Here is a 22,042-nt window from a genome sequence, read left to right on the forward strand (position 1 = left end):
ACTTTCCTAAGACAAGGTGAAGGTTGAAAATCCTAGAGAAATTCGGCAATAAGCATTTATTGCGTGACACGCTCCACTTGTCATTGGGCCAGGGCGGCAAAGTGACCCTGCAGGCGGTATCGTTTCTGATCAGCGCGCGAATACTTGGACCGAGCTTTTATGGCGCGATCGTCTCGATTACAGCCCTGACCGCGATCCTCGCTCCGTATTCCGGACTGGGAACGCCTAACCTCTTTATCAAGAACTTTCGGTCTGGTGAGAGGAGCATGGAGGTGTGCTGGGGAAATGGTCTTCTTATCACCACGGTCACCGGGCTTATCCTCTCAATCGGAATCACCCTCTTAAATTTGGTGATCCACCTAAACGCTACTCTTCTCATTATCTTTATATTCGCGATTTGCGAGATGGTGTTTGGCCGCATCGTCGAACTGGCCTCGTTCGGTTTTGCGGCTGTCGGTTCCATGAAGGACACGGCGTTGCAAGGATTCATCATGCAACTGTTGCGAGTTATCGCAATTCTGCTTTTAGCCGCTTTCTGCCACCCCGTGACGTTTAACGAATGGCTGGTCGCCTATGTGATCACCAGTCTTTTGGGTTTGGCATACGCTTTGTTCAAGGGTATGCAGTTTTTCGGCAGACCGAAGTGGGACGCCGCTGCAGCAGTCGCCGATGTGAAGGAAGGAATTTTCTTCTGCGTCAGCAATTCCGCTCAGAACATCTACAACGACATCGATAAGACAATGCTGGGACGCCTTGCGTCACTCGCAGATACGGGTATTTATGGTGCTGCCTATCGCTTCATCGACACGGCAATGACGCCGGTCCGCTCGCTGATATCAGCCGCATATCCCCAATTCTTTCGCATCGGTGCGGAGGGCGGAATCAGAGCGACGCGGGCCTACGCCATCAAGCTGATAAAAAAAGCGGTCCTTTACGGAATTGCAATATGGGCCGGCCTGACTGCTATTGCACCATTGCTGCCATACGTTCTTGGGCATAGGTATGACACCATCGTGGTCGCACTTCGACTGCTCGCAGTCATCCCGCTTCTTCGATGTGTCCATTCGTTCTTGGCGGATGCCCTAACGGGAGCTGGTTTTCAGGCTTCACGGACCGTCGTACAGCTCGTGATAGCCCTCATTAACATTCTGCTCAACCTGTGGATTTTGCCACGCTACACATGGAGAGGAGCGGCCTGGACGAGCGTCGGATGTGACGCACTGCTGGTCTTGTCTTACTTTCTGCTCGTTCAATGGAAGATCTCTCGAGCTGCTTCGTCTCCCACTCCAGCCGCAGTAGCATAGATGGTTTAGTGAATCGGTGCGGACGCCCGAGAGCGAAGGTCGCTCTCAGTTGGTTTGCGTTCACCATCGAACAACCCTGGGGGCAGGTCTTTGAGCGCGACCTGAGATCCTAGTGCACTCAAATGCTGAGGATCGAAATAGAAAGAGTATCCATCTCGCCCATAGGAGCAAGATAGCTCGTTGCAGAAGGCTTCCGGCGTCTCGAGGACGTCGGTCCGATTCTCTTTGGCGACCGAGCGCACGATTTCAGCAAACGAGATCTCTGTCTGCGAAACAGCGTCGATGCGAGCGACCGCATCCTGCTGCATCAAGGAATGCGGGGTCACTAAGTTGGCGAGCTTACGCCGTAGCGGGATGGCTCTTGTAAGTTCCATCAGGGCCGGATCGAAGCTGAGGTGCGGCACGTCCTGGACCAGAAGCACCTCCTTACCAGACTGCATCAGTATTCCGATCTCGCGGTTCAATCCTCCCCGGAAATTGGCTAGGCTCTCTGTTTCGCCTGGACGGCTTACGTTCTGGATGTTCGACACATAGGCGTCGACGGTTGGGGAGTCCTCAAAAGGACCTAACCAATATCCCGCCAAGACGACCGCCTTCACCTGCGTATGAGCCAACACCCAGGCAAGCGCCGAACGGTTGAACTCCATGCACTCGCGTGCGTGATCGGGATGCAAGTGCATGTATCGTGTGGTGCCTTCAAGTGGTGGACAGCTTGATTTCGTGAGTTCAGCAAAATGCCAGCCATGCGCTACAGTTGCATCGCGTAGGTGTGGCGCCAGCGCGGAACCATGGCTGTCTCCCAGCAAAACGAGTGTTGGCTGCCCGTCAGTCGGCGGAAGGCATTCTGCCTGGCTACTGAAATTGGTTTCACCATAGCTCACAATGCATGGATCGGGTAATCGCTCGTGCATGGCGACTTCGACTTCAGCTGCATGAGGGTATCGCGATGGAAGCCCGTGAGTGAATAGCGGTGCAGCGCAGAGAGCAGCAACAGCGGCTGATGCTATACCGTAACGTACTAAGACCCAGCCTCCCGCGGTATGGCTCTTGCGAAACGGCGTTTCGATGGCGTAGTAACTGAGGACACCGATCAGCAGACTGACCGTAGCTGCAGCAAATCCGAGCGAAGTTGTCCAACCTTGAGGCGCAGTGACTCGAAGGAAACTCATCAGTGGCCAATGCCACAGGTACCATGAGTACGAAACACGTCCAAGCCAAACAAGCGGGGCCGCCGAAAGCAGCCTCTGATTGAGAAGGCTCTTGCGATATGCGATTAAAAGGGCAGTACCCAACACGGGGGGAACCGCGGTCCAGCCCGGAAAGGATATCTGCTTCCAATAAAAGAACATTGGAGCAATGACCAGGATCAGGCCCAGGGCGGCCATGCTATTGCTCAGACGAGTAATGAGCCGCTCCCATCGGTCTTCGCCGATGCTGATCTCGGAGATGCCGAGCAGACATCCAACACCAAGCTCCCACGCCCGATAGGGAAGAAGGTAGAAGGCCGCGCCAATGTCCCTGTGCATGCCGACAAGTGCCAGGATGAAGAATGCCAGCGTCAGCGCCGCAAGTGCAGGCACATGAAGTTCTCGCCGAAAGCGTTGAAAACCGACGATAATCCACGGAAAGAACAGGTAAAACTGCTCCTCGACGCCAAGCGACCACGTCATCAAGAGCGGCTGCGTATCGGAGGCGGGCTGAAAATAGTTTGTGTTTTTCCAGAAATAAATATTCGAGCTGGATGCTACGGCCGCTATGCCCTGTTGCCCGAGTCGGCGAAATTCACTCGGCGCCAGCAATAATGCGCCACAAATCAGAGTTAAAGCTGTCACCGCGAGGAACGCGGGCAGTATGCGTTTCGCTCTGCGGTTGTAGAAAGACAAAAAGGAAAAGCGATTTGCCTGAACGTCCCGGTAGACGTGAGAACCGATTAGGTAGCCGGATATGACAAAGAAAACATCTACACCGACATAGCCTCCCTTCAACCAAGCGAAACCGGCGTGGTAAAGAACCACCGAGGCAATCGCGATTGAGCGGAGGCCGTCTATATCAGCCCGATATTTAGGTTTCACTTGCCCTCGACGCTACTTTCTCCACTACATTAGCACGGCACCACGGCTCCACATTCTCCCGCGCGCGTTCTCATCAACTGTAAAGGAATCGTTACTGCGCGGCGCTCGAAATCATGCGAGCCTGGGTGATGTAGTCAGTCCGGTAGAACTCGGCGGAGGACAGAAGCCGCGAATCCAAGAAGACGGCGACAACACCGGATCGCACTCCCGTACAGTTACAGTGACCCCATCGGCACCTCTGCTCTCTTTTCTGTGACGGGTCTGGGGTCGGCGATCAGGTGCCCTCGACAGGTGATTCGGACCATGCCCTGCTAGAGCTTCGCGGAGAAATGGGTTCTGATTCTCCTGAACCTGGGGAGCCACTCCCATCTCCCTCGAACGAGACTGGAGATTATTTTTATGGTCCGGCGACCGATTTGCTTGTATCATGATGAGACATGCAGACAACCCAGTTCAACTCTGAACCTCTTACAGGCAGGGAGCGAGTTGTTCCAAGAGGTATCAGCAATTTGCGTTGGAGCTTGACGACTGAGCAAGCGGCGAACATTCTACCCGTTTGTTTTCTCGCAATCTGTGGTCATATCCCTTCCAAGGGTGGTGGCGGATCATCGCAGAGCGTTTTTCTAATGTATTGCTTCCTTTTCTGCTTATTGACTGGAGGAGCATTTTTCCTCAATCGGTGCCGTGTTCGTGTGGACTTTAAAACGAGCGCCTTGGGAGCACTCTTCTTCGGATGGGTTTTCCTCAGTTCAGCCTGGAGTCTTCAGCCGCTCAAGGTCAATTTGCCCATACTGGGCGTTATGCTGTGCTCTTTTCTCTATTTCAACTACATCCTCGATCGTTTTGATACGGCGACACTAACACTTATCCTTCTCTACTCCTACACACTCATGATGGTGCTGAGCGTGTTGCTGGTTCTCGGAGCGCCCAGCGTTGGGGTAGACAGCGGCGCTGAGACGAATTACGCCACAAGTGGTGCCTGGCAGGGCATGTTCCAACAGAAAAATCTGCTTGGAATCGCTTGCCTGATCTCGTTCGCCGTAGTTCTCGCAGTGAAGCCCAAAAGTTCCATGGATCGCATATGTCGGTGGACACTCTTGTTCCTCTCAGGCGTATGTACGATAAAGTCGCAAAGCCGCGAAACATGGATTTCTTGCATCGTTCTGATAGGTCTCTTTTTTTTGCTGCGGATCCTCAGCAAGTTAAAGCCCTCTATTCGCATCGCACTTCTCCTTGCATTGCTTTTTTTGACGATTATCGTCGCGGCCTTCGTCTGGATCAATCTCGATGCGGTTCTTGCGCTGATGGGACGGGACAGAACAGCGAGTGGCCGGACCGCGGTGTGGGATGCTGTCATCCTCGCCGCAAAAATGAGACCGTGGCTGGGATATGGCCTCTATGGGTTTTGGCCGACCCCCTTCTCTTCTATCGTCATAACCCGAGTGGGTTGGCCAGTAGCGACGTCTCACAATGAGATTCTTGAAGCGCTGGTGAACTATGGGATCATCGGCCTGAGCATTTTCTTTCTAATGGTTCTTGCGGCTTGGGCGTTTTTGGTGCGCGCAGTGCTCAGGGCCAATCTTCTTGATGTTGACTTGCACATCTACCTGATGGCGGGATTCCTGGTGGAAGGTACCTCCGGCGCCGTCCTCATGTGGACGCCGTCCATCGCGATGGTCCTCTTTCTGTTTGGTGTAGCAATGATTGAGAAGGAAGGCAGGCTTAAGATACGTGAAAGGCACGCCTTCTCCCAACCAATCGGTCAAAATATAGCAAATGCCCTTGGACAATCAGCTTAGAGCGTGGTTCGAGCGGTCGCTTGAGCCCAAGGGTTTCCCATCACAATCGTTGCGTCCCAGACGAGAGGGGGCGGATGATCCAGCTTCTCAGGCGTAGCCTTGAGTCGGTTACCTAAGACGTTTCCGCAGTCTGCAGATGCGACTTGCTTATCGTGAACGGGAGAATGTGTGGCAGAGCCTATCCGGAAGACAGAACTGTTCAGTCTCCAGTTCTTGCGCGTTGTCGCATCGAGCCTGGTCATGCTTTACCACGCAACGATCTATACCAACCTCAGACTTATACCTTCAGTAAAGCCGTTTGTGGCCGGTGCAGCTGGTGTCGACATCTTCTTCGTAATAAGCGGCCTGGTCATGGTATATTCCTCGGCAAAACTTATCGGTGACTCGAATGGTTGGCGGGTTTTCGCCGAGCGCCGACTCATCCGTATTGTTCCGATGTACTGGTTAGCTCTGCTGACAAAAATCGCGTTGACCCTTGTTGCCGGCGGCGCGGTGCTCAACCACGATCTCAAAGTCAGCCACATCCTTAAGTCCTTCTTCTTTGTTCCTTACATGGGAATAGAGGGACGGATGGAACCAATCCTGGGAGTTGGCTGGACGCTTAACTTCGAGATTATGTTCTACGCGGTATTCGCTTTAGCTCTGCTTTTTCGCGCCAACATTTATGTCTTTGTCGGCTCCGTGATGATGGTGTTGACTGCATTATCGTTCACGGTGCCACGTGGATCGACTTCTGCATTTCTCTTCTACTGCAATCCTCGCGTGCTCGAGTTTTTCCTCGGCATGGTGCTTGGCGGTCTATTTCTTCATCGCCGAGCAAAACTCCCCCTGTGGTTGGCGCTTATGATGACAGCGGTAGGATTTGGTCTTCTTGTTTCGCAACCGCTGATTACCGCGCATTTCGCCCAACTGGGACGGTCGATCCTTCCGGCAGTGTTCATCACCTGGGGCTGCTTGTCCCTTGAAGACTTCTTTAAGAAGCTCCCTCGCTGGTGGCTGGTTCTCGCAGACGCGTCTTATGTCACGTACTTGTTTCACGGCATGATTGCTCCGGCGGGAGCGGTTATCATGTCGAAACTGCGTATTCCAGTAGCGTCGCTCTCAATTCTGCTTTGTATCGCGATAGGTACGCTTGCAGGCGTCGCTCTCTACCTCTTGGTGGACAAGCCTATCAATCAATTCTTGCGTAAACGCAGTTTTAATACTCAGCCCAGCGCAGCAAAGGAATCTACCGTCGGAACCCACTCGTAGTGGTCTGCCCGGCTTGAACTGTGCCAGTGGATAAGAGAGACACGGGACAAGGAGTGATTCTGGCACTCTGATCTGGCTCAGTATGGCGGTTTAAGGTGGCCCACTTTCGGGCATCACGGACTCTACCCTGTTTCTCAGTGATATGAGAGGCGGAGGGCGAGTTGGATTGGAGAGCCAAGGTGGAGTTATACGAGCAGATTCGTCGGGAGTATGAGTTTGGCGTTGGGTCGGTGATTGGTGTGGCGCGGAAGTTGGGCGTGCATCGGCGCATGGTGCGTGAGGCGGTGCGCAACGCAGTTCCCACTCAGCGGAAGAAGACGGAACGTCCAGCAGTGAAGATGGCGCCGGCGGTGTCTTTGATCGACTCGATATTGGAGTTGGACCGTAAGGCTCCGCGCAAGCAGCGCCACACATCGCGGCGGATCTATGACCGGATTCGTGCCGAGATACCAGGATGCACGCCAGCGCAGCGAACGGTTCGGCAGTATGTAGAGCGGCGCAAGCAGGCTCTGGGTCTGGCTGAACACGAGGTGTTCGTTCCGCAGAGCTACGACTGGGGCGTCGAGGCGCAGGTCGATTGGTATGAAGCGTATGCCGATCTGGACGGGGAACGGATCAAGCTACAGGTCTTTGAGATGCGCTCGATGGCGAGCGGTGCTGCCTTTCATCGGGCGTATCCATGTGCGACGCAGCAGGCTTTTCTGGAAGCGCATGAACTTGCCTTCGAGTACTTCGAAGGCGTCTTCCGACGGCTTCGCTACGATAACCTGTCGAGTGCGGTGAAGAAGATACTGCGCGGCCAGCAGCGAGAGTTGACGGCACGGTTCATCGCGTTCCGTTCGCACTGGCAGTACCAGGCCGAGTTCTGCACCCCAGGTGAAGGCCATGAGAAGGGCGGCGTGGAGGGCGAAGTCGGTTACTTCCGCCGCAACCACTGGGTTCCTGTGCCGGTGGCTGCCGACCTTCAGGCGTTGAACCGGAAGCTGTTGGAGGATTGCCGCGCCGATGAGGGCCGGATCATGTCAGGCCATACCGAGTGTGTTGGCACCCGGATGCTGACAGAGAAGGAGCATCTTCTGCCGCTAGCCACCGAGTCCTTCGATCTGGCCGAGGTCAGCTTCCCGCGCGTCGATCAGACAGGATGCGCGAAGGTGCGGACCAACTCCTACTCCGTGCCGTTGAAGCCGGGCTCGATCGTCGAAGCCCGCATCTACTCCTGCACGGTCGAGTTCCGGCACCATGGCAGCCGTATCGCCAGCCATGAACGCTGCTACAGCCGATTGCAGAAGATCTTCGATCTGGAACACTACCTCGACGTGCTGGACCGGAAGCCCGGCGCGTTGCGCGGATCGACGCCGCTGGCGCAGTGGCGGGCTCAGGGTCGATGGCCCGAGAGTTACGACCGGATCTGGCAACAGATGATTGAACGGCAGGGACGCCAGCCCGGCACCCGCGCCATGGTGACACTCATCCGCATGGGCCGCGAGTTCGGCTACGAGAGCCTGACGGCTGCCGTCGAGCAGGCGCTCGATCTGGGCTGCGGGGACGTCGTCGCGATTCGCCATCTGCTCATGTCCGATCAGTTGCAGCACACCGTCGGTGAGCCGATCGAGATCGGTGCCCTGTCCGCGTATGAACGCCCTCTGCCGACCATGATCGAGTACGACCGGCTGTTACAGGCGGTGCAGGCATGAGCCTCCAGATCGCAAGTATCTCTCAGAACTGTAAGGCGCTGCGACTGCCATCTGTCGGTGCGCAGTTCGCATCGCTTGCCGAAGAAGCCGCCCAGCACAAGCACTCCCATCTGCACTATCTCGAAGCTCTGCTCCAGTCGGAGATGGAAGACCGAGAGCGACGCAGTATCGAGTTGAGGATGAAGGAAGCGCATCTGCCCAGGATCAAGACGCTGGAAGAGTTCGACTTCGCTCAGTCGCCGCACATCCCCGCCGCCCGCATCCGCGCCCTGGCCGAAGGCGGTTATCTCGAACGTGCCGAGCCAGTCCTGCTGGTTGGTGATCCCGGCACAGGCAAGAGTCATCTTGCCACCGGCCTGGCGATCGCTGCCTGCCGTCAACGCAAGCGAGTGCGCTTTACCACTGCCGCCGCCCTGGTCAACCAGCTCGTCGAAGCGCAACGGGAACAGAGTCTGAGCCGGATGCTGGCACGCTGGTCACGCGTAGAACTCATCGTCATCGATGAGGTCGGCTATGTCCCGCTCGCCGAAGTCGCCGCTGAACTGCTCTTCCAGGTGATCGCCGAGAGAGCTGAGAAAGCGGCCATCATCGTGACCACCAACCTGCCCTTCTCCGAGTGGCCCCAGGTCTTCACCAACGCCCGGCTCTGTAAGGCAGTGCTTGATCGGCTCCCCGATCAGGCACACATCATCGAGACCGGCTCGGAGTCGTACCGCTTCCGTCGAACCCTGCGGAAGAAGGCCAAAGAGTAAGCCCTGGGAGTTAGGTTCTGCTTCCGCTACGCCCTCCGGGCTACGCTCCAGCAGAACCCAACTCCCTCAACATCAACGTCCTAAGGGTGGGCCAAAACAAACCGCCGAAGTGGGCCAAGCCAAGTTGCCAAAGTCAAAGGAGAGCATATGGGACGAGGCAAGAAGTACCAGTGGAGTGCCCGAGTTTCCTCAACTACGCTCACCGGTAGCAACTTCATAGCGCTCGAAGCCGCCCCCAACTTGCCGTCGCGATACAAGCGTCGCCACTGAAAGACCTGGTTCGCGTTGACCCCATACTTTAAGGCCACCTTCGCTACCGGAGCTCCAGCCTCCAGCGTCTCCTCTACCACGCGACGACGCTCCGCTGCGCTACGACGCCGACGAGGTCCAGCCGCTACCCCAACACTCAGATCAACCTCAGCCATCCAAACATCATCAAGGCGAAACCACGCCATGTACACCCGGCCAACACAGGACGCTTACCGGTTATGAGAGGTAGCAAGCGGAACTCTGAGTGCAAGGCTCGAAAAGGGGCCGCTTGCGCCAAGCTCCCCGCTGGGCAAAATAAACAGCCTCTTCCTAGGAAGAGGCTGCATCCGAAAACACTGCGCCGTAGCTCGAGAAATCCTTCGGATCAGTTACCTCTCCTAGTTAGCTGCCTGGGATTTTTCACTCGCGACATAATCCTGAAAAAAGCTCAGTGACTTTTCCAGCCCCTCACGCAGCGAGACCTTGGGCTCCCAATCGAGCAGTCTCTTGGCTTTGGAGATATCCGGTCGGCGCCGGGTGGGGTCATCTGTAGGAAGTTCACGAAAATCAATCTTCGCCTTGGAGCCTGTGACCGAGAGAACCTCGTGAGCGCATTCGAGGATCGTCCATTCGACAGGGTTGCCAATGTTGACGGGCAGCGCTTCATTCGACCGCGAGAGCCTTACAATTCCCTCGATAAGGTCAGAGACGAAACAAAAGCTGCGAGTCTGCGAGCCCTTCCCATAAACAGTCAAAGGCTCACCGCGAAGAGCCTGCATCATGAAGTTGGATATGACGCGCCCATCGTTGGATTGAAGTCGCGGCCCGTAGGTATTGAAGATCCGGACCAGATGAGTATTGACTTTATGGTACTTGTGATAGGCCATCACGGCAGCTTCCGAGAAGCGCTTCGCCTCGTCGTACACGGAACGCGGCCCGACTGGATTGACGTTTCCCCAATAGGTCTCCACCTGGGGATGGACCTCGGGGTCTCCATAACACTCGGAGGTGGAGGCATGCAGGTAGCCGGCACCGTACTTGCGCGCTATCTCCAGTGTGTTCAGAGTTCCGGCAGATCCTACCTGGAGCGTTTCGACTCCGAGGCGGCTATAGTCAACCGGGCTCGCCGGCGAGGCAAAGTTGAAGACGTAGTCGACTGCGCCGAGATCAAACGGAGTGCAGATGTCCTGCTCGACAAAATTGAAGCGAGGCTCATTCTTGAGGTGATCGAGATTTCTGCGATTACCGGTGCACAGGTTGTCGACTCCGATGACCGTGGCCCCTTCCCCAAGCAGATAGTCACAGAGGTGGGATCCGAGGAATCCTGCGGCTCCGGTTACGATAATGCTCTTTGGCATTCAAGTCCTTTCAAGATCGTGTGCTTCGACGATTACAGCGGTCAAGAGTGGCGGGGCGTGCGGCGTATAACCGGCATGCCATCAATACGTTTGAAGGCCTAAGCACCCAACTCCCGAGTAGGGTGAGCCGCAGGCCGACCAATACTAATGTACGTAAATCCGGCAGCCGCCATCTTTCCAGGATCAAACAGGTTGCGTCCGTCGACTACGATCGGATACCGCATCGTGCTGTTGAGACGTTGAAGATCGAGTTTCGCAAATTCCATCCAGTCCGTAAGGATCAACAGAGCGTCCACGTCCTTGGCCGTTGAGTAAGCGTCGTCCGCATATTCCAGCTTGGGTCCAGCGGGAAGAATCTCCTGCGTGCGAGACGTAGCTGCGGGGTCATACGCAATGATCGAGCAACCTTCTGCGATGAACATTTCAATCAGTTCGACCGCTGGCGATTCGCGGATGTCGTCTGTTTCGCCTTTGAACGCAAGCCCCAGGACGCCGAGCTTCTTGCCGCGCAAGGTCCAAAGCGCGGTACGAACCTTGCGAACAAAACGCGTCTTCTGTTGCGCGTTGATCTTCTCAACTTCCGTGAGCAAACTGAAGTCGACACCCATCTGGTCGGCGACTGACCTGAACGCGGCGACGTCCTTAGGAAAGCACGATCCACCGTATCCAATACCCGGGCGCAAAAACTTCGGGCCGATTCTGCTGTCCAGACCCATTCCATTGGCAACCTGCTCGACATTGGCGTCTGTCGCCTCGCACAAGTTCGAAACAGCATTGATAAAAGAGATTTTCAGGGCCAAAAAGGCGTTTGATGCGTGCTTGATGATCTCAGCACTCTTTGTCGACGTGAACAACAGCGGAGGCGGCAGGGCTGCGCTACACATTCCGCCGATCGCGTCTGGCCGCTGGTAGTAAGAACCTCCCGTAAGGGGAGAATAGATTCCAGCGAGCACTTCCGACGCACGCGGACTGTCCGAGCCGACGACGATGCGGTCGGGATGCAGAAAGTCAGCTACAGCGGTTCCTTCACGCAGGAATTCCGGATTGGAAACGACATCGAACAGATCACGCGGAACCCCATTCCTCACCAGGGCACGGCTGATCCACTCATTTGTGTATACGGGAACGGTGCTCTTCTCCACGATCACGGTGTACTTCGTGAGCGATCTTGCGATCTCGCACGCAACCGCCTCCACATAAGATAAGTCCGCATCGCCAGTTTCACTCTGGGGCGTGCCCACTGCGATGAAGATCGCCTGCGACTCCCGCGTGGCCTCAGCAAGATCCGTCGTGAAACGAATCTCCTTGTTGCAATAACGGCTTAGCAACTCCGGGAGATAAGTCTCGTGAATGAGCGTATCGCCAGACTGAAGTGCCTTTACCTTACGCTCGTCGTTATCGACACAGATCACCCCATGTCCCATCTCTGCAAAGCAGACAGCCGCCACCAGTCCTACGTAACCTGAACCTATAACTGCGATTTGAATTGATGAGGATGATTGAGGCATGGTCTTCTTTTCTCCCGAAGCTTGGTTGAACGCGATCGCTTGATCGTGAGGGTTTTACGACTCCTTGACCCGACTTTGCAGCGTATTGACGGAACTCAATGCATTCGAGCCAAAGTGAACCGAAGGCGCGCCTGTCGCGAACCGACGTTACCGGCGAATCACCCGAAAAGGGTATTTTGCAAGTTGTGGATACGACCGATTATACGTGGTAGATCGTAATTTGAAGATCAAGGAGTTTGGTTATGGCAGCTTATGGAATCTTTATCCTGGGTGGATGGACTGGCTTTCTGCTTGCGTTACTTTTTGCTGGTGTTTCAAGAAACATTTCGGACAAGGCGATTGAATTTGTGCGACCGCTCACAAGTAGCTTCGACGGCCAGTCGAATTTGACGTCCCCCGCCCAAGTTACGAACGACCGAAGCTAAGTTCTGATTTTCAGGCTCCCGCGAGGGGCTGCAGACGATCGGCGCGTGTCATACTGGCCAGACTAAATGCCCTTCATTGCAAAGGCGGCGGTGTGTAACAAAATCGCCAAGTCGAGAAACATTCCGCGGTTCTCGATGTAGTAGAGATCGTATTCTATGCTCTCGTGGATGGCATACTTTCTGTCTGCGCTAAGCTGCCACATACCCGTCAGGCCTTGGGGAACCGCCAGCCGCTGTTTTTGATGCAGAGTGTAGTCAGAGACAATGTATGGCATCTCTGGCCGCGGCCCCACTAGAGACATCTGTCCTAAGAGGACATTGATCAATTGGGGAAGCTCGTCGAGACTGGTCTTTCTAAGGAAGCGCCCTGCCGACGTGATGCGGGGATCGCGCGAGTCTTCGGGTGAACGGCCATACTTCGGAGCATCAATATACATGCTACGGAACTTCAGCATCTTGAAGGGCTTGCCCTTATAACCAATCCGTTCCTGTTCAAAAAAGATTGGACCAGGCGAACTGAGTTTCACCCACAGAGCTGCCACAATCCAGAACGGAAAACTTACCAGGAACATGCACAGACAGACGCCGATATCAAGTATGCGCTTTGCCACGACATAGCCAAAGCTGGATTCATGAGGGCCTGAATACGAGGTGACGAACAAACCATCCATCACTCGAAAGCTGACCGGGGTTCCGATACCGGGCACCTGGACAGGAGCAACAAACGAAAGTGGTGCTGAGTGCTGAGCAGCCAGATGCGATATTTCAGCGAGCTTTTGTGGGGACAGCGAAGAGTCGGCCATGAAGATCTCTGAAATCTTCAGATTCCGAAGAAACTCGAGGCTCAATTGCCCGGTGTAGACCGTCGCATGGTCTTTGAACCGATAGTCATGGCTATAGACAACTCGACTACCTTCTGACTCTTGATCCTCAAAGAAGCCTACAGGCTGCAACCGCAGATCCGGAGAGTTCAGGAGGAATGAAAACAGCCGCCGCGCTTCAGACCCGGATCCAAGAATCAAGACCTGACGCTCGCCGAGTTCCTTGGCCTTCCAGCGAGCTAAAAGGCGTCGAACGGCATGCTTTTCAAAGAGTACGAAGAGAGTGATGAGAGCACAACTCAGGATGAGCAGAAGGCGTGGGATAGCTATCTGGCTGAACAGTGACTCAACCGACAAAAGCAGGAAGCAAAAGGCCGAAACCCGAAGAATCCCAGCGGTATCCCTCACCTTGAGCAAGTTGTGTTTGTAGCTGTACAGGGCGTGAATCTTGCCAAACAGGATGAACGCGAGTCCGTATTGGACCGAAAATGCTAGAAAGTTGAGCGTTTCATTGCCGGTATGAGCGCCACCTAGGGCCTTGTAGAGGAGAAGAGCAGCAATCGAACCCAGGCAAATCGATAAAAAATCAAACACGAAAGCGATGGGAGTCGCGTAGTTCGAGATTCTTAAACCTCGTCTACCTTCTGGTTTTGGGATTGCGCTGGATAACGGGAGGGGGAAATTGTCTTCGGCCACATGCGGGTTTAATGGAGGGTTCATGTTGTCCTCACGAGTTCAACTTTGGGGAATCCACGCTACGGTAAAGAGACAAGGGACCTGAGGTCGATTCCATATAGAGTCCGCGCTAGCGCACCTGTTGGTGACAGCTTTCAGCGGACAGTTTTTTATGGACTGTACCACCATATTACACCGGACCTATCAATTGTAATATCGGAAAATCAACGCCGCGTAAAACACGTATGCGATCGAATCGAACAGCTATCTATGATGCGGGTAATCGACCGATGAGCGATCGGTGACCTGCCGGTTTGTCTGCGCATTACTAACTGCACGGACGTAACCGCCTATGCCGGAGTGCAGAGTGATACACCTGACAGAGGTGGCTCGGGGAAACTGAACACAAGGATGGGTGGAGGATCTCGTCTGATCTGGCCTAAGATGGCCCGAAACAGGAGCTGGAATGAGCAGACGTCCCCGTCGGAACCACACAGCCGCGTTCAAGGCGAAAGTGGCCCTAGCCGAGTTGAAGGGTGAGAAGACACTCTTGGAGCTGGCACAGCAATTCGATGTGCATGCCAACCAGGTCACACAGTGGAAGAGCCAGTTGCTGGAGGGCGCGGCCGGCGTCTTCGGCGGCGATGCGAAGGCGGAGCCTGCGGAGGCCGCCGTCGATGTAAAGACGCTCCACGCGAAGATCGGGCAGCTGACTGTGGAGAATGATTTTTTAGAAGGGGCGCTCACGAAGGCCGGACTTCTGAGCGCAAGAAGATGATCGACCGCGAGCACAAGCTGCCCATCAAGGGTCAGGCCGAGGTGCTTTCGATCAGCCGAGGCACGGCGTACTGCAAGCCGCGTCAGTCTCTGAAAGAGACCCGCTGTTGATGCGGAAGCTGGACGGACTGCACCTGAACTACCCGTTCGCGGGCAGCCGGATGCTGCGCGGTCTGCTGCATCAGCAGCGCGTCGACGCGGGCCGTTTGCACATCGGCACGCTGATGAAGAAGATGGGCATCGAGGCCATCTATCGCAAGAGGAACACGTCGAAACCCGCGCCAGGCCATAGGAGTTATCCCTACCTGCTGCGGAATGTGGCGGTCACGCGGCCCAACCAGGCGTGGGCGATGGACATCAGCTACATCCCGGTGGCGCGTGGCTTCGTCTATCTAGCCGCCGTGGTCAACTGGTTCAGTCGCAAGATCCTGAGCTGGAAGTTGTCGATCACGATGGATGTTTCGTTCTGTCTTGAAGCGGTCGAAGAGGCGCTGTTGAAGTATCGCAGGCCGGAGATCTTTAACACCGACCAGGGAAGTCAGTTCACCAGCGAGACCTTCACAGAGCGGCTAAGAAAGAACGAGATCCAGATCAGCATGGACGGTAAAAGCTGGTGGCGCGACAATGTCTTCGTGGAGCGGATCTGGAGAACGATCAAGTATGAAGAGGTCTATCTCCGGGCCTACGAGTCGGTCCAGGAAGCGAGAACCTCCCTGGGCAAATACATCGAGTTCTACAACCAGATCAGACCCCACTCCAGCCTGAAAGGAAAGACACCCGATCAGGTCCACTTCAACCGCCTGCCAGAACATATGGCAGCCTAACCAAGACAGAACCCCTACCTTAGAACCAAAGGAATCTGTTCAAACAAACCGAGCCACCTCTGGAATAATGTGGCTGTGCTCAACCGACGCAGTATAGGCTTTAGCCGAATCAGAACCTGTTCGCACGTTCATATCTCTACCCTATACTTTCGGTATGAATGCCGCCTGCTCATCACCCAGACCGGCGAAGGCTATGGAGTCTGCGTGCTTGCCCCAGAATCACCGTCTCGCCGTTGGATCAAGGTCTATGAATCGAAGGCCCACTGCCTCACCGAACTTGCTATGTCGAGATCGCATCATCCGGTGAGGTTGCTAACGCACTTCATACGGGTTTGCACGAAAACATCGCCATTCTGGTTCTACATTCGGATGTCGAACCCGGAGTGGGGGGGGCGGCTTGGTTGGTGGAGCAAATGTTGTAATCCTCAATCTAAAGAGGATTCCAACTCCGCAATGGGAAAGATTTGTGGGAGCAGCTCACGCGTATCAAGTCATATTTTACGACTCATTGTGTCGTCGTTCGACAACAGCGTCTTGGAATGCCCTCGACTTGGAGGGTTCTCCGCGCTCGCTTGACGGGCAACTGCTGGAAGATACACGGTTTATAGTGATGTAAAATCACCAGAACCCTCAACGATCCAACCGGAGACAACATCGATGTTGTTCAACTCCTACCCCTTTCTTCTGGTGTACCTTCCTCTCGTCCTGCTGGGATATCAACTGGCAAGCAAACTTCACCGTAATGGAGTTGTCATCTGGCTCGGAGTTGCGTCCCTTGCCTTTTACGCGTACTGGCACCCGGCGTTCCTTATCGTCCTGGGGACTTCTATTCTTTTGAACTTCCTCTTTTCCAATCTGATAAGTCGTACCATTCCGAATAAAATCAGGACTTCGATTTGGCTATGGACGGCGATTACCCTCAATCTCGCCGCTCTGTGCTGGTACAAGTACCTCTTCTCCCTGTTGAATTTCATTCACTTTCAATTTCACACTGGCCACGCGTGGAATGCTGTTCTCCTGCCTCTGGGCATCTCATTCTTCACCTTCACCCAGATTGCCTATCTCGTGGATCTGCAGCAGGGCGCCGCGGTTCAGCAGGATTTTTTCAGTTATCTCCTCTTTGTCAGTTTTTTTCCTCATCTCATCGCCGGCCCCATTCTGCACCACAAAGACATCATGCCGCAGTTCCAGCGCAACCGTAAGTACGGATTGCAGATCAATGATCTTGCGATCGGATTCAGTTGGTTCATCATGGGAATGTTCAAGAAGGTGATTCTCGCCGATCATCTCTCTCCTACGGCCGATGCAGTCTTTGCCGCCCACGGTATGGTCACTCACTCTACCGCATGGATCGGAGTACTCAGCTACGCGCTGCAGTTGTATTTCGATTTCTCCGGCTATTGTGATATGGCGCTCGGTCTCGCGCGCATGTTCTCGATCGATTTCCCTTTGAACTTTGCATCTCCCTATAAAGCCGCAAGCATCGTCGAGTTTTGGCAGCGTTGGCACATGACGCTCACCCAATACATTGGCAGTTATCTTTACAGCCCGATTCAATTCTGGGTCAGCGCGCATCGGCAGCAACGGGGCAAGAAGGTCACACGCAAAGCTCAAGCCACCGTAGAAGGTTTCACTCAGATGATTCTCTTGCCAACCGTCGTGACCATGTTCATCGCCGGCATCTGGCACGGCGCAGGATTGCAATTTCTGGTCTTTGGGCTGCTGCACGGCGTCTATCTCAGCGTGAATCATGCCTGGAAGAACATCCGTCACCAGAGAAAGATAGAGACTCTGCCAGGACTGCCCGGCCACATGATCCGCGGTTTCTGCGTTCTGCTTACCTTCTCGTGCGTCGTCCTGGGGCAGGTCTTCTTTAGGGCAAACAGCGTGCCAGACGCGATGAACTTACTCCGAAGTATGATTTCGGTCCGGAGTGTTGGGGCCGCTTCGGTAATGTTCGATAGCGCCTCCTTCAGCAAAGCCATGATCGTAATCGGCTTCATCATCGTCTGGACCTTCCCAAATACGCAGCAGATTCTCGCCCGGTATAAGCCGGCGCTACAACTTGCGCCCTCGGATGGAAAGCCCGGAAGGCTGGCCATCTTCTGGCAACCTAACCTAATCTGGGGCATGCTACTTGGCGTTGTCTTGTTGGGTTGCCTGATACAAATACAGGTACCCAGTACATTTCTCTATTTCCAGTTCTGATCGGAGATTACGATGCCTGTAAATGTCGAACGGCCTATCGCTACTGAAGAGCTGACCGCTCCACATGGGACATTTCGCTTAGCAGAGAACATTGCACGCAGGTATCTGAGAACTCTTCTGCTCATCCCAATTTTAGGTATTGCCCTTCCCTACGCGTTTGAGGCGATTCCCGGTTTGCAAAATTTTGCTGCGTCGCGCACCGCAATCATGCTCGACTATAGCTACACTGCTTCCCATGAGGATGCGGACGTGGTTATCTTTGGCGACTCTTCTGCCCTTTATGGAGTGGATACAAAGTTACTGTCCTCAACACTCGGGATGAAGGTGATTAATCTTCCTGGAACAAAGGGCAGCTTGGCGGTTACAGGAGACCTTCCGTTGCGGAGCTATCTGGCGCACAATAAGCCTCCAAAGCTAATCGTGTTTTACTTAGCGCCTTGGAACCTTGACATATTGAACTCACACACAAACTTTTGGTACGACGGCGCGGAAGAAATAATCCGTCATGGATCCTTTCGCGACGTCCTGAAGTTGTGGCGGAAAGAACCGGAATCCATCTTCACTTTTCCGATGACCTTCTACATGCAAAATAACAAACTTTTTAGCTCTATAGCGAGGAGGCCTTTTCAGCTACGGCCGATGGTTCAAGGCCACACACCTTTTCCGTTGGGCGTCTCTCTTACCAGCGACTGCGTACTGCCGAACAGCTTTAAGATTCGACCTGATGCTACTTCTGTGCGGAACTTGCTGGACAAATACCGTTCTTCTACAACAAAAACAATGCTTTACTTTGCCCCCATACCAAGATGCGCAGGCGTCGGGGATATCTTGTCAGAGTCATACGGCCGCTTACCGGTGGCCGCCTCGAAAGTCCTCCCTGCGGAAGATTTTGCGAAAGATCCTTTCTTTGTCCATCCGATGCCGAAAGGAACTCCCACTTCGACGGGGATATTTGAAGACGCCATCAGAGATTTTTTCGCCGCTAGTCCTAGTTACTAGACATTTTGTTTGACATATGCTGGGTCACGATGCGCCGAGTTTCCGACGAATCAGCTCGACCATGTCTCCGACGTTTTTCAGCTCCTGCAGCTCACCCAGGGCAAATTTTACTTTGAAATGCTTCTGAACTGCGGTGACGATGTTGACGTGCGCCAGGGAATCCCAGTCTTCGACATTTTGGCCGTTCGACTCGGGAGTGAGAACGAGGTCGGGCTGGTCAAGAATATCCTGAAAGATTGGCTGGAGTTCCTGCAGTATCTGTTCGTTAGTCATGGCCTCTTCCAATCACTGCTATGTGAGTGTTGCGCGGAGTGTACTGGCCTAGTTCAAGCACCCAGGTGGTGGCACCTTCAGGGGTAGCCTCGCTGAGAGGCTTAAACCCAAGCGACTCGTAGTGATCGGCTACCATGCCGTTCTTCTTCGTGGGTATGTAATAGCCCACCAATCGAGAGGTTCCGATGGCCCTGGCCCTTCGAACGAGGGTATCCAGCATCGCCAGCTCCATGTCGCGCTTTAGGACCCGGCAACTCATCAGCCAGAGATCAAGATGAAGCTCGTCATCCTTCTTGCGGCCGAGGATGACCGTGACTAGTCCATTGTCGCCGAACTTATCTTTCAGGCGTCCGTAGAGGGTGACGTAGGCGGGGTCAGACTGGAAGGACTCCATCTCCGCAAGTGTGCATCGCCGTGTTGTCAGATTGTATTGGTTGGTCTTGTTCGTGAGCTGTGAGATCCGTTCAAGGTAGACATTGTGAAAGGAGTCAATCTCCGCCTCCATCTCCATGGAGTCGAGGTATGCGCCGTAGTCTTCGAACTTGCTCTCGAGAGCTGTCAGTTCGGCCCGGTTTGCATACATGGCGGCCCGCTCGAAATCTTCCTTCGAGAGTGAGATGGGTTCGAAGTAGCGCCCGGCGTCGATGATGGGGATGAAACGGGAGACGTCGCTTCCGACATCGGGGACGGCGACTCCTGGAATCTGCGCAGCCACGATGTGGCGCTCTGCCGGGTTGTCGTCTACGAAGACGAAGCTGTCCACACCGAGGTTTAGGTCTCTGGCAATGTGCAGCAGATTTTCATGTTTGGGTTCCCAGTTCGCCTTGAACGCAGAGAAATGCTCCAGTTTCAGGACCGAATCCGGATGGGAGAAACCGCCTCGCGCTGTTTCGTCATTGTTCTTGGAACAGACGGCCAGCAGAACGCCGCGCTTTCTTTGGTCGAGACAATATTGCTGGAAGGCAGTGTAGGCCTCCGCCAAGGGAGTTTCGCGGCCAATCTGGATCTTGTCGACTCCATCGTCCCCGATGACGCCACCCCAAAGCGTGTTATCGAGGTCAAGGACCAGGACTTTTTTTGCCATCCCATACATGGACTTGATCATGGCGTTGAGAGATCGCGCGATGGCGAGGTTACCCTCAGGGGTATAGAGGATCTTGTAACTGAACCAGCGATCCCAATCGAACCAGCGCGGGAGGCCAACTCGGCTGGCGATCGTCTGAATATCCTGGATCAGGAGGCGCGGATTCTGACGTGCTTCCGCAGCAAAGGCGGCGTTGAGGTCTAGCAAGAAACGAGTGCGCCCCCCGCTTACTACAGCATCCATATTGCCCATGAGAGAGATCGGAGGCAGTTCAAAGTTGTTTTGAATGATCTGACAGCCGATCTGATCGTTAAGAGCTTGCCAAATCTGGCGAAAGCGTTCCAGTTCTTTATCCACTTCTCGCCGGTGATCCTCTTCGGTTGAGGGAAGTGGCGGAAAGGACGTGATATTGCGATAGCAGGTGTGGACGTAGACCAGTTCTGGACGGAACGCTGCCAGGCGAGCCGTATCATAGACTGCGTCTTCGTAAAAGCGCCCAAACTCCGATTGATAGAAGATCGGATTGAATCCGTTTACGAGAAGATGTATTTCAAGAAAATCGACGACTTCGTTCGTGGTGGTTCCGCCCAGGACGGCGATACGAAGCTCCCTGACGGGCGCGTTGGCGCGGAGTTCCCTGACGAACCGACGGCGCTTAAGTATAAGACGGTCGACCGAAGCAGTTTCAATAGAGGCTACTTCTGGGGGCATGTGCCCATGATCGTCCAACCCGTGACATGAAGTCTAGTAAAAACTCCGGCAGGCTTACAACATGGAATCGAGCTATTGGGTTTGACCACCCTTGTTGAAGGCAAATGTGGCATTCGGCCGGTGTCCACTACGGGTATACCTCAGAATGACATCAGTGCCTGACGGAAATAGTGTCAGAATAGACCCTCTTCAGGATATGGTTGATATCTCCGCGTGAAGGTCTTAGAGTCTAACCTGAAACTAGGAGGTGTTCGGTGGTTGCAGCGGCTAGACGAGGGGGAGGCGTATCGGATACGTCCGAGTCAGTTCAGTCGACCAGAACATCGGTCGGCAGCTAGACGGAGATCAACTCGACAAAATGTTCACAGATCGAGCAAGTGGCAAAGATGCTCATCGTCCGCAGCTCCAGGCAGCTTTAGAGTGTCTGAGGGATGGTGATGTACTTGTTGTTCACTCAATGGATCGCTTAGCCCGAAATCTCGATGATCTTCGGAGGATCGTTACTGAATTAACTGGGCGCGGTGTCCAAGTGCAGTTTGTAAAAGAAGGGATGCTGTTCACGGGAGAAGACTCGGCAATGAGCCGGTTGCTGCTATCCGTTATGGGAGCGTTTGCAGAGTTTGAGCGGTCACTCCTCAAGGAACGTCAGCGTGAGGGCATTGCAATCGCGAAGAAGGCCGGTGTCTACAGAGGAAGACGACCCTCTTTGAAGCCCGATCAGGCGAATGAGATACGTCTGCGGGTCGCAAATGGAGAGACGCGGGCTGGGCTGGCACGAGAGTTCAAGATCTCACGGGAAACCCTCTATCAATACGCTCCGGTCAAGGCAGAGAACTTGGTAGGGAATTAGCAGCGCCAGGGCGGTTCCCGTTCTGCCTCTGCCAGACCGACTGCGTAGATTTAGAACGAATGTCGAGCGGTGGGTCATCAGAGTCAACCGCTCGTTTCCTTTTGGAATCTGACGGATAGACACATCAAGCATTCATAGAGAGTATCGCTAACTGTGCTGCTGACCTCTACGAGGTGAGGTTACATAGCCGTTTTTTTTAACGTCCTTAGCGGGGCTCTTCCTTTGGCTAGCCGTCACAACCAGATCAGACCCCACTCCAGCCTGAAAGGAAAGACACCCGATCAGGTCCACTTCAACCGTCTGCCAGAACATAGTAAGCGTCCGTCGTGTCCCTCTTGACGCGAGCGGAGTGACGCAACAGGTGTCCGCTTATTTTTAGCGGACACTTATTGAGTGTGTCTTAGGCTG

At 54.4% G+C, this 22,042-nt stretch carries 15 protein-coding genes and 1 pseudogene; 9 read left to right on the plus strand and 7 right to left on the minus strand.

The genetic code is table 11. The features are described from left to right. The first annotated feature begins 23 nt into the window (after positions 1-23). Positions 24-1,304: a lipopolysaccharide biosynthesis protein gene (locus HDF16_RS22375; RefSeq protein ID WP_184221799.1), complete on the plus strand. Its 1,281-nt coding sequence runs from the start codon at positions 24-26 to the stop codon at positions 1,302-1,304. 5 nt (positions 1,305-1,309) lie between these two features. On the opposite strand, the gene HDF16_RS31640 is transcribed toward HDF16_RS22375, so the two are convergent. After that, on the minus strand, positions 1,310-3,376 hold the full coding sequence (locus tag HDF16_RS31640; RefSeq protein ID WP_184221801.1) for an SGNH hydrolase domain-containing protein: 2,067 nt from the start codon (positions 3,374-3,376) through the stop codon (positions 1,310-1,312). A gap of 437 nt (positions 3,377-3,813) precedes the next feature. Here HDF16_RS31640 and HDF16_RS22385 point away from each other — a divergent pair, with 437 nt between their 5' ends. The 4 genes from HDF16_RS22385 to istB all read left to right on the plus strand — a co-directional run bounded on the left by HDF16_RS22385 (position 3,814) and on the right by istB (position 8,872). Next, on the plus strand, positions 3,814-5,175 hold the full coding sequence (locus HDF16_RS22385; protein WP_184221803.1) for an O-antigen ligase family protein: 1,362 nt from the start codon (positions 3,814-3,816) through the stop codon (positions 5,173-5,175). Between the two features lie 168 nt (positions 5,176-5,343). Beyond that, on the plus strand, positions 5,344-6,426 hold the full coding sequence (locus tag HDF16_RS22390) for an acyltransferase family protein (RefSeq protein ID WP_184221805.1): 1,083 nt from the start codon (positions 5,344-5,346) through the stop codon (positions 6,424-6,426). Positions 6,427-6,605: 179 nt separating this feature from the next. Next, entirely contained in the window at positions 6,606-8,120 is a 1,515-nt protein-coding gene (istA, locus tag HDF16_RS22395; protein ID WP_184221864.1) for an IS21 family transposase, read from the plus strand. Beyond that, positions 8,117-8,872, plus strand: coding sequence for an IS21-like element helper ATPase IstB (istB, locus tag HDF16_RS22400; RefSeq protein WP_184221807.1), 756 nt, complete (start codon positions 8,117-8,119; stop codon positions 8,870-8,872). The genes istA and istB overlap by 4 nt, the downstream gene beginning before the upstream one ends. An 80-nt stretch (positions 8,873-8,952) precedes the next feature. Here istB and HDF16_RS31950 read toward each other — a convergent pair whose 3' ends face one another. The 4 genes from HDF16_RS31950 to HDF16_RS22420 all read right to left on the minus strand — a co-directional run bounded on the left by HDF16_RS31950 (position 8,953) and on the right by HDF16_RS22420 (position 13,953). Beyond that, entirely contained in the window at positions 8,953-9,327 is a 375-nt protein-coding gene (locus tag HDF16_RS31950) for a transposase (RefSeq protein ID WP_432432262.1), read from the minus strand. A gap of 192 nt (positions 9,328-9,519) precedes the next feature. Continuing rightward, positions 9,520-10,479 carry a UDP-glucuronic acid decarboxylase family protein gene (locus tag HDF16_RS22410; RefSeq protein WP_184221811.1) on the minus strand — a complete coding sequence of 320 codons (960 nt, stop codon included), beginning with the start codon at positions 10,477-10,479 and terminating at the stop codon, positions 9,520-9,522. Positions 10,480-10,577: 98 nt separating this feature from the next. Further along, on the minus strand, positions 10,578-11,987 hold the full coding sequence (locus tag HDF16_RS22415; protein WP_184221813.1) for a UDP-glucose dehydrogenase family protein: 1,410 nt from the start codon (positions 11,985-11,987) through the stop codon (positions 10,578-10,580). 487 nt (positions 11,988-12,474) lie between these two features. After that, on the minus strand, positions 12,475-13,953 hold the full coding sequence (locus tag HDF16_RS22420) for a sugar transferase (protein WP_184221815.1): 1,479 nt from the start codon (positions 13,951-13,953) through the stop codon (positions 12,475-12,477). Positions 13,954-14,374: 421 nt separating this feature from the next. On the opposite strand from HDF16_RS22420, the pseudogene HDF16_RS22425 reads away from it, so the two are divergent. From HDF16_RS22425 to HDF16_RS22435, 3 genes and pseudogenes are all read left to right on the plus strand, one after another. Next, positions 14,375-15,509 (plus strand): annotated as a pseudogene (locus HDF16_RS22425) (IS3 family transposase). Positions 15,510-16,574: 1,065 nt separating this feature from the next. Next, positions 16,575-17,717 carry an MBOAT family protein gene (locus HDF16_RS22430; protein ID WP_184221817.1) on the plus strand — a complete coding sequence of 381 codons (1,143 nt, stop codon included), beginning with the start codon at positions 16,575-16,577 and terminating at the stop codon, positions 17,715-17,717. A 12-nt stretch (positions 17,718-17,729) separates the two neighbouring features. Then, positions 17,730-18,716 (plus strand): hypothetical protein, encoded by a 987-nt coding sequence (locus HDF16_RS22435; protein WP_184221819.1) that lies wholly within the window; start codon positions 17,730-17,732, stop codon positions 18,714-18,716. A 24-nt stretch (positions 18,717-18,740) separates the two neighbouring features. Here the strand turns inward: HDF16_RS22435 and HDF16_RS22440 are convergent, their stop codons facing one another. Beyond that, a complete protein-coding gene (locus HDF16_RS22440; RefSeq protein WP_184221821.1) occupies positions 18,741-18,989 on the minus strand; it encodes an acyl carrier protein in 249 nt (82 codons plus the stop codon). After that, on the minus strand, positions 18,982-20,784 hold the full coding sequence (locus tag HDF16_RS22445; RefSeq protein ID WP_184221823.1) for an HAD-IIIC family phosphatase: 1,803 nt from the start codon (positions 20,782-20,784) through the stop codon (positions 18,982-18,984). The genes HDF16_RS22440 and HDF16_RS22445 overlap by 8 nt, the downstream gene beginning before the upstream one ends. A 286-nt stretch (positions 20,785-21,070) precedes the next feature. Here HDF16_RS22445 and HDF16_RS31335 point away from each other — a divergent pair, with 286 nt between their 5' ends. Further along, positions 21,071-21,634, plus strand: coding sequence for a recombinase family protein (locus HDF16_RS31335; RefSeq protein WP_348641396.1), 564 nt, complete (start codon positions 21,071-21,073; stop codon positions 21,632-21,634). Positions 21,635-22,042 lie beyond the last annotated feature (408 nt).

Origin of the sequence: Granulicella aggregans (genome assembly GCF_014203275.1) — a bacterium.
Lineage (GTDB): Bacteria > Acidobacteriota > Terriglobia > Terriglobales > Acidobacteriaceae > Edaphobacter.